A 13,291-nucleotide genomic window follows, 5' to 3' on the forward strand; every position below is an offset into this window, starting at 1 on the left:
ACCATGATCCAATCGCCAGGCGCGCTGTTCCGCCGCGCCGTCCAGGAAGAATCGCCGCTGCAGGTTGTCGGCGCCATCAACGCCAACCACGCCCTGCTGGCCAAGCGTGCCGGCTTCAAGGCCATCTACCTGTCGGGTGGCGGCGTGGCGGCCGGTTCGCTCGGCCTGCCGGACCTGGGCATCTCGAACCTGGACGACGTGCTCACCGACGTGCGCCGCATCACCGATGTGTGCGACCTGCCGCTGCTGGTCGACGTCGACACCGGCTTCGGTTCCTCGGCATTCAACGTCGCCCGCACCGTGAAGTCGATGATCAAGTTCGGCGCCGCCGCCATGCACATCGAGGACCAGGTCGGCGCCAAGCGCTGCGGCCACCGTCCGGGCAAGGAAATCGTCTCGAAAGCCGAGATGGTCGACCGCATCAAGGCAGCGGTGGACGCCCGCACCGACGAGAACTTCGTGATCATGGCGCGCACCGATGCGCTGGCCGTGGAAGGCATCGACGCCGCCATCGACCGCGCCGTCGCCTGCGTCGAAGCCGGCGCCGACATGGTCTTCCCGGAAGCGATGACGGATCTCGCCATGTATTCGAAGTTCGCGAAAGCCGTCGGCGTGCCGATCCTGGCCAACATCACCGAGTTCGGCTCGACTCCGCTGTTCACGGTCGACGAACTGAAGACGGCCGACGTCGGCCTGGTGCTGTACCCGCTGTCCGCCTTCCGCGCCATGAACAAGGCGGCCGAAAACGTCTACACTGCGATTCGCCGCGACGGCAGCCAGCAGGCCGTGGTCGACACCATGCAGACCCGCGCCGAACTCTACGAGCGCATCAATTACCACGACTTCGAACAGAAGCTGGATGCCCTTTTTGCCGCACAAAAGAAATAATCGAAAACAGGAGACCAACATGAGCGAACAACAAACCCCAACCTTCAAGCCGAAGAAATCCGTGGCCCTGTCGGGCGTCGCCGCCGGTAACACCGCCCTGTGCTCGGTCGGCAAATCGGGCAACGATCTGCACTACCGCGGCTACGACATCCTGGACGTGGCCGACTCCTGCGAATTCGAGGAAATCGCCTACCTGCTGGTGCACGGCAAACTGCCGACCGCCGCCGAACTGCGCGGCTACAAGGCCAAGCTGAAAATGCTGCGCGGCCTGCCGCAAGCCGTGAAGCTGGCGCTGGAAGCCCTGCCGGCCGGCAGCCACCCGATGGACGTGATGCGTACCGGCGTCTCGGCGCTCGGTTGCGCGCTGCCGGAAAAAGACGACCACAATGTCGCCGGCGCACGCGACATCGCCGACCGCCTGATGGCCTCGTTCGGCTCGATGCTGCTGTACTGGTACCACTACAGCCATAACGGCAAGCGCATCGAGACCGAGACCGACGACGATTCCATCGGCGGCCACTTCCTGCACCTGCTGCACGGTCATAAGCCATCGGACGAGTGGGTACAGGCGATGCACACCTCGCTGATCCTGTACGCCGAACACGAATTCAATGCCTCGACCTTCACCGCGCGCGTGATCGCCGGCACCGGTTCGGACATGCACTCGGCGATTACCGGCGCCATCGGCGCGCTGCGCGGTCCGAAGCACGGCGGCGCCAACGAGGTTGCGCTGGACATCCAGAAGCGCTACGAAAACGCCGACGAAGCCGAGGCCGACATCCGCAACCGCGTGGCGAACAAGGAAGTCGTGATCGGCTTCGGCCACCCGGTGTACACCATCAGCGACCCGCGCAACGTGGTGATCAAGGAAGTGGCGCGCAGCCTGTCGCAGTCGGCCGGTTCGATGAAGATGTTCGACATCGCCGAGCGCCTCGAGTCGGTGATGTGGGAAGTGAAGAAGATGTTCCCGAACCTGGACTGGTTCTCGGCCGTGTCGTACCACATGATGGGCGTGCCGACCGCGATGTTCACGCCGCTGTTCGTCATCTCGCGCACCTCGGGCTGGGCCGCCCACATCATCGAGCAGCGCATCGACAACAAGATCATCCGCCCGAGCGCGAACTACGTCGGTCCGGAAGACCTGCAATTCGTGCCGATCGCCGACCGTACATAATGCACACGCTGCCCGCCACCGCTCTCACGCTGCGCCGGCTCGGCCCCGCCGATGCCGCGCGCTACCGTGCGCTGCGGCTGGCGGGCCTGCGCGCCTTTCCGCACGCCTTTCGTCCCTCGTATGACGAAGCGCTGCTGCAACCGCTGGCCTGGGCCGAGCAGCGCCTGGACAAGGCCGGCGACTACTGGTTCGGCGCCTTCGACGGCATCGAGCTGGCCGGCGCCATCTGCTTGCGCACGCAGGACGGGCAGAAGAACCGCCACTCGGCCAGCCTGAATGCCCTGGTGGTCGATCCCGCACGCCAGCGCCGCGGCATCGCTTCCGCGCTGGTAGCGCACCTGATCGGCTTCGCCCGCTCGCTCGGCTTTATCCGCCAGATCACGCTCACCGTCATCGACGGGAATGCGGCGGCCATCGGCCTGTACGAGCGTTTCGGCTTCAGGCAGTTCGGCCTGGAGCCGGACGCCTTTTTGCATGACGGCCAGTATTACGCCAAGCAGCATCGACAACTATCTCTCGTAACACCGACATCATGAACAACGCATACCGCAAACCCCTGCACGGCACCAATCTGCATTACTTCGACGCGCGCGCAGCCGTCGACGAGATCGAAGCCGGCGCCTGGGACAAGCTGCCCTACACCTCGCGCGTGCTGGCCGAAAACCTGGTGCGCCGCTGCGAGCCCGTGTCGCTGGTGCCGTCGCTGAAGCAGCTCATCGAGCGTAAACGCGACCTCGACTTTCCCTGGTTCCCGGCGCGCGTGGTCTGCCACGACATCCTGGGCCAGACCGCCCTGGTCGACCTGGCCGGCCTGCGCGACGCCATCGCGCTCGAAGGCGGCAATCCGGCCCTGGTGAACCCGGTGGTGCCGACCCAGCTGGTGGTCGACCACTCGCTGGCGGTGGAGTGCGGCGGCTTCGACCCCGACGCCTTTGCCAAGAACCGCGCCATCGAAGACCGCCGCAACGAAGACCGTTTCCACTTCATCGACTGGACCAAGAAGGCCTTCCAGAACGTGGACGTGATCCCGCCCGGGAACGGCATCCTGCACCAGATTAACCTGGAGCGCATGTCGCCGGTCATCCAGACCAAGGATGGCGTGGCCTTCCCGGATACCCTGGTCGGCACCGATTCGCACACCCCGATGGTCGACGCGCTGGGCGTGATCGCCATCGGCGTGGGCGGCCTGGAAGCCGAGAGCGTGATGCTGGGCCGCGCGTCCTACATGCGCCTGCCCGATATCGTCGGCGTCGAACTGACCGGTAAACCGCAGCCGGGCATCACCGCCACCGACGTGGTGCTGGCGTTGACCGAGTTCCTGCGCGCCTCGAAAGTGGTGTCCACTTACCTCGAGTTCTACGGCGAAGGTGCGGCCAAGCTGACCCTGGGCGACCGCGCGACGATCTCGAACATGGCGCCGGAATTCGGCGCCACTGCCGCGATATTCTACATCGACGAGCAGACCATCAAGTACCTGAAGCTCACCGGCCGCGAAGACGAGACCGTGAAGCTGGTCGAGCTGTATGCGAAGGAAACCGGCCTGTGGGCCGATGCACTGGTCACGGCCGAATACGAGCGCGTGCTGCGCTTCGATCTGTCGACCGTGGTACGGAATATCGCCGGCCCGTCGAACCCGCACAAGCGCGTGCCGACCTCGGAGCTGGCGGCGCGCGGCATCGCTGGTGTCGTGGAAAATGAGCCGGGCCGCATGCCGGATGGCGCCGTCATCATCGCGGCGATCACCAGTTGCACCAACACGAACAACCCGCGCAACATGATCGCCGCCGGCCTGTTGGCACGCAATGCCAACGCACGCGGCCTGCTGCGCAAGGATTGGGTCAAGTCCTCGCTGGCGCCGGGCTCGAAAGCGGTGTCGCTGTATCTGGAAGAAGCGGGCCTGATGCCGGAACTGGAAAAGCTGGGCTTCGGCGTGGTCGCCTTTGCCTGTACCACCTGCAACGGCATGAGCGGCGCGTTGGATCCGGTCATCCAGCAGGAGATCGTCGAGCGCGACCTGTACGCCACCGCTGTGTTGTCGGGCAACCGCAACTTCGACGGCCGTATCCACCCGTACGCGAAGCAGGCCTTCCTGGCCTCGCCGCCGCTGGTGATCGCCTACGCGATTGCCGGCACGATCCGCTTCGATATCGAGAAGGATGTGCTGGGGCTGGACACGAACGGTCAGCCGGTGAAACTGGCCGATATCTGGCCGAGCGACGCCGAGATCGATGCCGTGATCGAGCAGAGCGTGAAGCCCGAGCAGTTCCGCAAGGTCTATACGCCGATGTTCGCGCGCGTGGCCGACGATGGCGAGGCCGTGTCGCCGCTGTACGACTGGCGCGAGATGAGCACTTACATCCGCCGTCCGCCGTACTGGGAAGGCGCGCTGGCCGGTGTTCGTTCGCTCACCGGCATGCGTCCGCTGGCGGTCCTGGGCGACAACATCACCACCGACCACCTGTCGCCGTCGAACGCGATCATGGGCGACAGCGCGGCCGGCGAATACCTGTTCAAGATGGGCTTGCCGGAGGAAGACTTCAACTCCTACGCCACCCACCGCGGCGATCACCTGACGGCGCAGCGCGCGACGTTCGCCAATCCAACCCTGAAGAACGAGATGGTGCGCAATGCGGACGGTTCTGTCCGTGCCGGCTCGCTGGCGCGCATCGAGCCGGAAGGGCAGGTCACGCGCATGTGGGAAGCGATCGAGACCTACATGGAGCGCAAGCAGCCGCTGATCGTGGTGGCCGGCGCAGACTACGGCCAGGGTTCGTCGCGCGACTGGGCGGCCAAGGGCGTGCGCCTGGCGGGCGTGGAAGCAATCGTGGCCGAGGGCTTCGAGCGCATCCACCGCACGAATCTCGTCGGCATGGGCGTGCTGCCGCTGGAGTTCCTGCCGGGCGTGAACCGTCTCACGCTGGGACTGGACGGGACCGAGACCTATGACGTGGTTGGCGAGCGCACGCCGCGTGCGCAGCTCACCTTGGTGGTCAACCGCAAGAACGGCGAGCGCGTCGAGGTGCCGGTGACCTGCAGGCTGGATACGGCGGAAGAGGTGTCGATCTACGAGGCGGGTGGGGTGCTGCAGCGGTTTGCGCAGGACTTCCTGGCGTCGTCGAAGGTCGCCGCATAAGGCTGACGTTTGCGGGCGGTGCGTCACCGTTGCGGGTGCAAGGTGACGCACGTAACCGCGTGGGCACGGAGTGCCCACCGTACGGTCCCGGCAAACCCCATTGTCAACCGCAGTCGAGACGCATCCCGTACGGTGGGCACGCCGTGCCCACGCGGTGACGCACCCCACACCCGGCCACGTACAGCGAGGCATCGCCCGCAAACCAAACTGGATCAACGAAAAAATGGCACACCAACCCCAAATCAAAATCCCCGCCACCTACATGCGCGGCGGCACCAGCAAGGGCGTCTTCTTCCGCCTGCAAGACCTCCCCGAGGCCGCCCAACAACCCGGCCCAGCCCGCGACAAGCTCCTGCTGCGCGTGATCGGCAGCCCCGACCCCTACGGCAAGCAGATCGACGGCATGGGCGGCGCCACCTCCAGCACCAGCAAATCCGTCATCGTCGCCAAGAGCACGCAAGCCGGCCACGACGTCGACTACCTGTTCGGCCAGGTCTCCATCGACAAGGCCTTTGTCGATTGGTCCGGCAACTGCGGCAATTTGTCCTCGGCCGTCGGCTCGTTCGCCATTAGCGCCGGCCTGGTCGACAAGGAACGCGTTCCGCAAAACGGCATGGCCACGGTCCGCATCTGGCAAGCCAACATCGGCAAGACCATCATCGCCCACGTGCCGATCACGAACGGCGAAGTCCAGGAAACCGGCGACTTCGAACTCGACGGCGTGACCTTCCCGGCCGCCGAAGTCCAGCTCGAATTCATGGACCCGGCAGCCGACGAGGAGGGCGCGGGCGGCTCGATGTTCCCGACCGGCCAGCTGGTCGACGACCTGGACGTGCCGGGCGTCGGCACTTTGCGCGCGACCATGATCAACGCCGGCATCCCGACCATCTTCCTGAACGCCGCCGACATCGGCTACACCGGCGCCGAGCTGCAGGACGCCATCAACGGCGACCCCAGGGCACTGGTGCTGTTCGAGACCATCCGTGCGGCCGGCGCCGTGCGCATGGGCCTGATCAAGCACGCCGACGAAGCCATCGGCCGCCAGCACACGCCCAAGGTGGCCTTTGTCGCGCCGCCGCTGGACTACACCGCGTCGAGCGGCAAGCAGGTGCAGGCCGGCGACATCGACCTGGTCGTGCGTGCGCTCTCGATGGGTAAACTCCACCACGCCATGATGGGCACGGCGGCCGTGGCCATCGGCACCGCGGCGGCGGTGCCGGGCACCCTGGTCAACCTGGCGGCCGGCGGCGGCAAGCCGAGCGCGGTGCGCTTCGGCCATCCGTCGGGCACCCTGCGCGTGGGCGCCGAGGCCGTCGAGACGAACGGCGAATGGAGCGTGACCAAGGCGGTGATGAGCCGCAGCGCGCGCGTACTGATGGAAGGCTGGGTGCGGGTACCGGGCGACACTTTCTGACCGGGATGCACAAAGGAGCGGGGCAGGTGGCGTCAATACGACGGCGCCTGCCCGTTTTTGCTTCGAATATTTCCATTGTGCTAGTAGTTTTTCTCGTACGTGGTTTATCATCTGGCAACGAAATATGCGGCCCGGATCCGGAGGCTGCCGCCTGGGATGCACCTGAAGATGGACAGAATGTCGAGCCAACCCGCCCTCGTCGCCGATGCCTTGCGGCTGCTGGGCGCCCCTGCCTGCGCCTGCGATGGCGCCGGCGTCATCATTGCCGCCAACGAGGCGCTGGACCTGCTGCTGGGCGCCTCGCCGCTGGGCCGCAACCTGCCCGAACTCTTCGTCGACGCCGCCGCCCAGACCGCCGAAGGCCAGCTGGCCCAGGCCCTGCACCTCGATTGCAACTGGCATGGCGTGCTGGGCACGGCGCGGGGCAAGGTGCAGGTGCTGGTCCGTTCGCAGCCGCTCGCGCAGGGCGGCGCCAGCATCGTCTTCGCCGACGTCTCCGCCTACGAGCAGGGCCGCGAGACCCTGCGCACCACGGTGCTGGAGCAGCGCGTGCTGATCGAGAACGCGCCGGTCGGCATCCTGTTCACCCAGGGCGGCCAGATGCGCAGCTGTAACCCGCGCCTGGCCGCGATGGCCGGCTACAGCCCGGAAGAGCTGGCGCGCGTGGCGCCGGTCGACATGTTCGAGTCGCCCGAAGCCTTTGTCCGCTTCATGGACGGCGCCTTCGGCACCATCGCCCAGGGCGAGGTCTTCGAAAAGGCGGGCCAGCGCTTCCGCCGCCGCGACGGCTCGCTGTTCTGGTGCCGCGTGCGCGCGCATCTGGTCGAACCGGGGCGGCGCGAAGCCGGCACCATCTGGATCGTCGAGGACGTCACCGAAGCGCGCCGCGCCCAGCTCGAAGTCGAGGCGCTGCTTACCAACTCGGCGCTGGCGATCATTTTCACGCGCCACCGCGGCATCACGCGCTGCAATGGCGGCTTTCGCGAGATGTTCGGCTACCGCGGCGACACGCCGCTCCCGCACCACGTGCGCCAGCTGTACCGGACCGACGCCGTCTGCGATGCCGTCGGCGAGGCCGCGCTGGTGCAGTTCGCCGGGGGCCGCTCCTACACCACCGAGGTCGAGATGGTGCGCGCCGACGGCGTGCCGCTGTGGGTGCAGCTGATCGGCTTCATGGTCAACCCGGAAGAGCCGGCCCACGGCCACGCCTGGATCATCGAGGACCGCACCCGCCACAAGCGCAGCGAGGAATCGCTGCGCGACGCGCTGCTGGAAAACCAGGCCATCCTCGACAGCGCGGTGCTCGGCATCGCCGTGGTCGAGAACGGCCACACCCTGCATTGCAACCGCAAGATGGAAGCGCTATTCGGCTGCGGCGCCGGCGGCATCAGCGGGGTGTCGGTGCGCTCGCTGTACCCCGACAGCGACGGCTGGCAGGCGGCGCGCGCCGAGACCGCGCGCGACTTCGCGGCCGGGCGCGTGCACGTGTCCGAGCACCGCCTGATGCGGCGCGACGGCGAAGTGTTCTGGGCGCGGCTGTCCGGCCGGCCCTTCGACCTGGAAAATCCCGGCGGACGCAGCGTCTGGATGGTGGACGACGTCACCGCCCAACGCGAAGCCGCCGAGGAGGTGCGGCGCGCGCGCGACGAGCTCGAAGTGCGGGTGGCCGAACGCACGGCGGAACTGGCCGGCGCCAACGCGCTGCTGCAGGACGAGATCCTCGAGCGGCGCCAGGCCGAGGCGCGCGTGCACCACATGGCCTACCACGACAGCCTGACCGGCCTGCCGAACCGCGCGCTGCTCGCCGACCGCATGGAGCAGGCGATCCTGGCGGCGGGGCGCTCGCATACCAAGCTGGCCGTGATGTTCATCGATCTCGACCGCTTCAAGAACATCAACGATTCGCTCGGCCACCTGACCGGCGACTACCTGCTGAAGGAAGTCGCGAACCGCCTGTGCCGCGCGGTGCGCGCGAGCGACACCGTGGCGCGCCTGGGCGGCGACGAATTCGTGGTGCTGGTGCCGGGCGTGCACGCAAGCAGCGAGTGCGACGCCGTCGGCGACAAGATCATCGAGGCCCTGGCCCAGCCGGTGCCGGTGGATGGCCACAGCCTGCACATCTCGCCCTCGATCGGCATCTGCCTGTATCCGGACGACGGCCAGGATGTCGAGACCCTGATGCGCCATGCCGACGCGGCGATGTATCACGCCAAGGCGGCCGGCCGCAACAACTACCAGTTCTTCGAGCAGCACATCAACCAGGCCGCGGCGCGCCACTTCGAGCTCGAAACCAGCCTGCGCACGGCCCTGGCGAACGGCGAGTTCGAACCTTTTTACCAGCCGATCATGGACATGGCCACGCGCCGCGTGCATGCGCTGGAAGTGCTGCTGCGCTGGCGCCGCCCCGGCATCGGCCTCGCCCTGCCGGACGACTTCATTCCGATCCTGGAAGAAAACGGCATGATCGTGCCGGTGGGGGAATGGGTGATCCGCCGCGCCTGCGAGCAGAGCATGGCCTGGCAGCGCCAGGGCTTGCCGGCGGTGCCGCTGGCGATCAACCTGTCGGCGCGCCAGTTCATGCACCGCGCGCTGGTGGCATCGATCCGGCGCATCGTCGAGGAGACCGGGATCGACCCGACCCTGGTCGAATTCGAGATCACCGAGTCGGCGCTGATGCAGCACAGCGAACAGACGCTGGAGATCCTCGGCCAGATCAACCGCATGGGCATGCGTTTGTCGATCGACGACTTCGGCACCGGCTACTCGAGCCTGGCCTACCTGAAGCGCTTCCCGGTCAGGAAGATCAAGATCGACCGCGCCTTTATCCGCGAACTGGAAGCGAGCAGCGAGGACCGTGCGATCGTCGCCGCCGTGATGGCGCTGGCGAACAGCCTGCAGCTGCAGGTGGTGGCGGAAGGGGTAGAGACCGAGGAGCAGCTGGCGCTGCTGCGCGGGTATGGCTGCCAGTATGTGCAGGGCTGGCTGTTTGCGAAGGCGCTCGATAGCGCCGCGACGCAGGATTTGCTGGCCGCCGATACTGGCGCGTGACCGCTAAAACCCGCGCGGGCACGTCATTGATGCCATTGGCATCAATGACCCCACCCTACGTGTCCGAAGCCACGGGCCGATGCATGCGTAGGGTGGGCGCCCCCGTGCCCACGCGGTGATCGTTAGCGCATCGTAGCCGCACGCGCGATCGAAGCCACGATCAAACAATCAATCCAGCGTCGCAATCACCGGCGTATGATCCGACGGCTGCTCCCACTTGCGCGGCTCGCGGTCGATGGTGCAGGCCGTGCAGCGCTTGGCCAGTTCGGTCGACAGCAGGATATGGTCGATCCGCAGCCCGCGGTTGCGGCGGAAGGCCATCATGCGGTAATCCCACCAGCTGTACTGCTTTTCCGGCTGCTCGAACATGCGGAAGGCGTCCACCATGCCCAGGTCGACCAGTCCCGCCATCGCCGCCTTTTCCTTGTCCGAGAAATGGATCTTGCCTTCCCATTCGGCCGGGTCGTGCACGTCGCGGTCTTCGGGGGCGATGTTGTAGTCGCCCAGCAGCGCCAGTTGCGGATGCGCGCGCATCTCGGCCGCCAGCCACTCGTGCAGCGCCTTCAGCCAGGCCAGCTTGTAGACATACTTGTCCGAATCGACCGCCTGCCCGTTCGGGATGTAGGCGCACACAAAGCGTACGCCTTCGATGGTGGCGGCGATGATGCGCTGCTGTGGATCCTCGAAGCGCGGGTTGTTCCTGACCACGTCGGTAATCGGGAATTTCGAGAGGATGGCGACGCCGTTGTAGGTCTTCTGGCCGGTGTAGACGACCTGATAACCGGCAGAATTAATTTCCGCGAGCGGGAACTTATCGTCGGTCAGCTTGGTCTCTTGAAGGCAGAGTACGTCAACCGGACTGGTTTCCAGCCACTTCAGCAAGTGGGGCAGGCGAACCTTCAACGAGTTGACATTCCATGTTGCTATTTTCATTTTTCATCCAGATGCAGTGTTCATGCGGTTTTTGGCGGATTGTGAGCCTGCGTTTTGTTGTTAGCTACAATGCTGGCTACAAACCGCATGTGCTTCAGTAAGAGACAATCGCCGGGCCGCATGATACCGGATCAGCTCTTCGCTTTGCCGGCCGCGATAGCCTTGTCGATGCTCTCGGCAGTAACACGGGTGGCGCGCTCACTGATCTTCACCAGGACAAGTTCGCCGCGGCTGGCCATCCGGTAGATCGTCGCCCGGCACACGTCCAGCTTCTTCATCGCGCTCGATACTTTGTACAGCGTCTGTTCCATTTCTACTCCTTATTAATTTTGGTAGCGGCGCGCTGGCGTCGAAGTTCGCGCGCGCTGTCGATCAGCATCCATCCGTGCATGATGGCGACGAATAACCACAACGCCGCCCACCAAGGCTGGCCGGTGGCCATTCGCTGTAGCGCGATAAAGGCGGCGCCCGGCGCCGAAAGGGCGCTCAGGGCTATCTGAACCCGAGCCTTCATTGCGCTGCTCCGCATCCCATGTGCGTCGTTCCATCGGCGGCGATGCGCGGCGCCAGGCCGGCCGAGTTGTGGGTGCTGAGGTACTGGCAGCCGGTATCGTGGTCTGCGAACACGTAAGGCGCGTACGCGATGCCGGCTCCTGGTGCTGGCGCTGGTTGCTGCGGCGCTTCTACATCGCGTGGCGTGAATGCGACCACTACGCCGGTCAGGAGGATGAAGGCCACCAACCCCATCAGCATCGGGTCGACGCTGCCGACCGCGCTCCGGCCGCGAGCTGCGTGATGGTTTCGCGCGCTCATGCCAGTTGCCCCGCGTCGATGCCAGACAGCAGGCCCTCGATCACCGCCTGGGCCAGTACGCAGGTGGACGCCAGGTCGACGTCCCCGCCGGCCGCGTGGCGCGCCAGATCGCGCTGCAGCCGCGTGATGTCGGTCACCTTGACGCCGGTCTTCGGCAACGTCGTGCCCTGCGCCAGCGCAGTACTCACGCGGCGCGTAGCAAGCTCGACCCACATGCTCCAGTGCTCGCGGACCTCCGTCGATTTGTAGCCGAAATCGTCACGCGCGAGTGCTTCTGGCAGCCACGGCCCGCTTTTCCCGGTCGCCCAGGCTTCGAACTTCTGGCGCTCAAGCTCGATCCCCTCGAAAGGCTCCGGCTCGCAGTACAGGCGCTCATCCGGCGGCGTCTCGTTCAGTTCGGTGGTGTGCGTGTTCATTTCGTGATGTTCTCCAGTACGGTCAGGACGATGCCGGCTAGGCCATCCAGCGCAAGGCCGGCCAGCAGAATCAGGGTGATAAACCCGGCCTCGGCGGCCGGCTTGCTGCGCGCCAGGCGGACGACCGCCGGCGCAGTGGTGCGATAGATGGTGTAGCCAGGCATTACTTGCCTCCGTTCTGTGAGCTGGCCGACGCCAGCCCTTGTTGGATGATCTCGACCACTTTCGGGCTGCCCACGCGGGCGACCAGGGCATCGAAGACTGGGATCAGGCGGGTAGGGTGGGTGCGGGCTGCCAGCATCGTCTCGAGGATGTCGGCCTGCTCGAACTTGGCCGCGCGCGCCGCCGCCATCACCTGGTCGATGACACACGCCGCGCGGACCTTGCCTTCCGCGCCACTGTCGGGGCTGTGAATCGCATCGGCCACCACCGCCAGGGTGGCCGCGAGTGACAGCAAGTACTCGCCGCCGCGCTTTGTGAAATGGGCCTTCATGCGCCACCTCGCTGCTGTCCCGCGAACTGGCGAGACGCCTCAGCCAAGTCCGACATCTGGTCGAAGTGATCGTCGATGCAGAACTCGATCATGTTCATCGACGCGATCGACATGCGGGTCAGGCGCAGAGCATCTGCTGCGTCTACAATCGGCGCGTCGCCACGCTCCGCATCCAGCTGCTGGCGCTCGACCATAGCCAGCACCACGCCAACGCCGCAAGCGAGGTCGCGAATGTTGCACAGCATCGTGTAGCGGCCGGTGTCCCGCTGGTCCTTCGGCGCCACCCACGCAAACGGCTTGAACAGCGGTGCCGGGGCGCTCATGCTGCACCTGCCGTTTCGCGGCGCGCTTGGCCTAGGTCGAAGTGCTTGGCCAAGCCGGCCATCAGCTCGGCCTGGTCGTCGGCGCCGAACTGGTCGAAGCGCCACAACGCCTCTTCCAGCGTCATTCCGCAGCGGCCGGCATGCGAGCGTACGGCGATGCCGGTGAACGTCGTAACACCCAGATTGTGGTGGAGCAGGGTGAGCGTCCCTTCGTGGCGCCAGTCATCCTTGCTTTCGCCGAGGCTGGCCATTTCGGCGCCCATCAGCGCATATGCACCGAGGCCGAAATGGATCGCAACGTCATTCAGCAGCCGGAATTGCTCCCGTTCTTCTTCGAAGCGGTCGAGGTGGCGCAGAACCCACTCCAGAGGCTGGTCGTAGAGTCGCTGACCATTGCTGTCGGCGAAATCAATCGATGGCTCAGCATTGCCGGTCAGGCCCAAATCACCGCCGGTGTAGCGCAGCGGCAGCTGAAGCACCATGCCTTCCACGACCAGCGTTTGCGTCATCCTTGTTGTATAGTTTTCACATGGCAAATTATTGCTTGTGCTCGACATTTCCTTTTTGATACTATTAGCGTGCACCATTTCCCACCCCAGAAATTAGGTTGTACGAGGCCATCCAGTGTTCCAGCACCGGGTGGTTTTTTTATTTGC

At 65.6% G+C, this 13,291-nt stretch carries 15 protein-coding genes; 6 read left to right on the top strand and 9 right to left on the bottom strand.

All coding sequences use genetic code 11. The annotated features are described in order from the left end of the window. Positions 1–3: 3 nt before the first annotated feature. The 6 genes from prpB to QPK31_RS24855 all read left to right on the top strand — a co-directional run bounded on the left by prpB (position 4) and on the right by QPK31_RS24855 (position 9,657). A complete protein-coding gene (gene prpB / locus QPK31_RS24830; protein ID WP_290425571.1) occupies positions 4–888 on the top strand; it encodes a methylisocitrate lyase in 885 nt (294 codons plus the stop codon). Positions 889–907: 19 nt separating this feature from the next. Then, positions 908–2,062, top strand: a complete 1,155-nt coding sequence (prpC, locus tag QPK31_RS24835; protein WP_290425572.1) for a 2-methylcitrate synthase — start codon at positions 908–910, stop codon at positions 2,060–2,062. Then, on the top strand, positions 2,062–2,598 hold the full coding sequence (locus QPK31_RS24840) for a GNAT family N-acetyltransferase (protein ID WP_290425573.1): 537 nt from the start codon (positions 2,062–2,064) through the stop codon (positions 2,596–2,598). Before prpC ends, QPK31_RS24840 begins: the two co-directional genes overlap by 1 nt. After that, positions 2,595–5,195, top strand: coding sequence for a Fe/S-dependent 2-methylisocitrate dehydratase AcnD (gene acnD, locus QPK31_RS24845; RefSeq protein ID WP_290425574.1), 2,601 nt, complete (start codon positions 2,595–2,597; stop codon positions 5,193–5,195). Before QPK31_RS24840 ends, acnD begins: the two co-directional genes overlap by 4 nt. Positions 5,196–5,418: 223 nt before the next feature. Further along, positions 5,419–6,609, top strand: a complete 1,191-nt coding sequence (gene prpF / locus QPK31_RS24850) for a 2-methylaconitate cis-trans isomerase PrpF (RefSeq protein ID WP_290425575.1) — start codon at positions 5,419–5,421, stop codon at positions 6,607–6,609. 177 nt (positions 6,610–6,786) lie between these two features. Then, entirely contained in the window at positions 6,787–9,657 is a 2,871-nt protein-coding gene (locus QPK31_RS24855) for an EAL domain-containing protein (RefSeq protein ID WP_308634301.1), read from the top strand. 168 nt (positions 9,658–9,825) lie between these two features. Here the strand turns inward: QPK31_RS24855 and xth are convergent, their stop codons facing one another. The 9 genes from xth to QPK31_RS24900 all read right to left on the bottom strand — a co-directional run bounded on the left by xth (position 9,826) and on the right by QPK31_RS24900 (position 13,144). Further along, positions 9,826–10,590 (bottom strand): exodeoxyribonuclease III, encoded by a 765-nt coding sequence (xth, locus tag QPK31_RS24860; RefSeq protein ID WP_290425577.1) that lies wholly within the window; start codon positions 10,588–10,590, stop codon positions 9,826–9,828. A gap of 131 nt (positions 10,591–10,721) precedes the next feature. After that, positions 10,722–10,901: an AlpA family transcriptional regulator gene (locus QPK31_RS24865; protein WP_290425578.1), complete on the bottom strand. Its 180-nt coding sequence runs from the start codon at positions 10,899–10,901 to the stop codon at positions 10,722–10,724. 2 nt (positions 10,902–10,903) lie between these two features. After that, positions 10,904–11,104: a hypothetical protein gene (locus QPK31_RS24870; protein ID WP_290425579.1), complete on the bottom strand. Its 201-nt coding sequence runs from the start codon at positions 11,102–11,104 to the stop codon at positions 10,904–10,906. Continuing rightward, on the bottom strand, positions 11,101–11,403 hold the full coding sequence (locus QPK31_RS24875; RefSeq protein WP_290425580.1) for a hypothetical protein: 303 nt from the start codon (positions 11,401–11,403) through the stop codon (positions 11,101–11,103). The genes QPK31_RS24870 and QPK31_RS24875 overlap by 4 nt, the downstream gene beginning before the upstream one ends. Then, complete coding sequence (locus QPK31_RS24880) at positions 11,400–11,819, bottom strand: hypothetical protein (RefSeq protein WP_290425581.1); 420 nt, start codon at positions 11,817–11,819, stop codon at positions 11,400–11,402. Before QPK31_RS24880 ends, QPK31_RS24875 begins: the two co-directional genes overlap by 4 nt. Further along, positions 11,816–11,983 (bottom strand): hypothetical protein, encoded by a 168-nt coding sequence (locus QPK31_RS24885; RefSeq protein ID WP_290425582.1) that lies wholly within the window; start codon positions 11,981–11,983, stop codon positions 11,816–11,818. The genes QPK31_RS24880 and QPK31_RS24885 overlap by 4 nt, the downstream gene beginning before the upstream one ends. Further along, the gene (locus QPK31_RS24890) at positions 11,983–12,276 is read right to left on the bottom strand and encodes a hypothetical protein (protein WP_290425583.1); all 294 of its coding nucleotides are present in this window, start codon (positions 12,274–12,276) and stop codon (positions 11,983–11,985) included. The genes QPK31_RS24885 and QPK31_RS24890 overlap by 1 nt, the downstream gene beginning before the upstream one ends. 32 nt (positions 12,277–12,308) lie before the next feature. Next, positions 12,309–12,635: a hypothetical protein gene (locus tag QPK31_RS24895; RefSeq protein WP_290425584.1), complete on the bottom strand. Its 327-nt coding sequence runs from the start codon at positions 12,633–12,635 to the stop codon at positions 12,309–12,311. Next, positions 12,632–13,144: a hypothetical protein gene (locus tag QPK31_RS24900; protein WP_290425585.1), complete on the bottom strand. Its 513-nt coding sequence runs from the start codon at positions 13,142–13,144 to the stop codon at positions 12,632–12,634. The genes QPK31_RS24895 and QPK31_RS24900 overlap by 4 nt, the downstream gene beginning before the upstream one ends. Positions 13,145–13,291: the final 147 nt, after the last annotated feature.

The sequence above is a fragment of the Massilia sp. YIM B02769 genome (assembly GCF_030411995.1).
GTDB lineage: Bacteria > Pseudomonadota > Gammaproteobacteria > Burkholderiales > Burkholderiaceae_D > Telluria.

Bases quoted from the DNA above. Each gene is read 5' to 3' on its own strand.
- xth (WP_290425577.1), bottom strand. From the start codon at position 10,590: ATGAAAATAGCAACATGGAATGTCAACTCGTTGAAGGTTCGCCTGCCC.
- QPK31_RS24880 (WP_290425581.1), bottom strand. From the start codon at position 11,819: ATGAACACGCACACCACCGAACTGAACGAGACGCCGCCGGATGAGCGC.
- prpF (WP_290425575.1), top strand. From the start codon at position 5,419: ATGGCACACCAACCCCAAATCAAAATCCCCGCCACCTACATGCGCGGC.
- prpC (WP_290425572.1), top strand. From the start codon at position 908: ATGAGCGAACAACAAACCCCAACCTTCAAGCCGAAGAAATCCGTGGCC.
- QPK31_RS24855 (WP_308634301.1), top strand. From the start codon at position 6,787: ATGTCGAGCCAACCCGCCCTCGTCGCCGATGCCTTGCGGCTGCTGGGC.
- prpB (WP_290425571.1), top strand. From the start codon at position 4: ATGATCCAATCGCCAGGCGCGCTGTTCCGCCGCGCCGTCCAGGAAGAA.
- acnD (WP_290425574.1), top strand. From the start codon at position 2,595: ATGAACAACGCATACCGCAAACCCCTGCACGGCACCAATCTGCATTAC.
- QPK31_RS24870 (WP_290425579.1), bottom strand. From the start codon at position 11,104: ATGAAGGCTCGGGTTCAGATAGCCCTGAGCGCCCTTTCGGCGCCGGGC.
- QPK31_RS24885 (WP_290425582.1), bottom strand. From the start codon at position 11,983: ATGCCTGGCTACACCATCTATCGCACCACTGCGCCGGCGGTCGTCCGC.
- QPK31_RS24875 (WP_290425580.1), bottom strand. From the start codon at position 11,403: ATGAGCGCGCGAAACCATCACGCAGCTCGCGGCCGGAGCGCGGTCGGC.
- QPK31_RS24895 (WP_290425584.1), bottom strand. From the start codon at position 12,635: ATGAGCGCCCCGGCACCGCTGTTCAAGCCGTTTGCGTGGGTGGCGCCG.
- QPK31_RS24840 (WP_290425573.1), top strand. From the start codon at position 2,062: ATGCACACGCTGCCCGCCACCGCTCTCACGCTGCGCCGGCTCGGCCCC.
- QPK31_RS24900 (WP_290425585.1), bottom strand. From the start codon at position 13,144: ATGACGCAAACGCTGGTCGTGGAAGGCATGGTGCTTCAGCTGCCGCTG.
- QPK31_RS24865 (WP_290425578.1), bottom strand. From the start codon at position 10,901: ATGGAACAGACGCTGTACAAAGTATCGAGCGCGATGAAGAAGCTGGAC.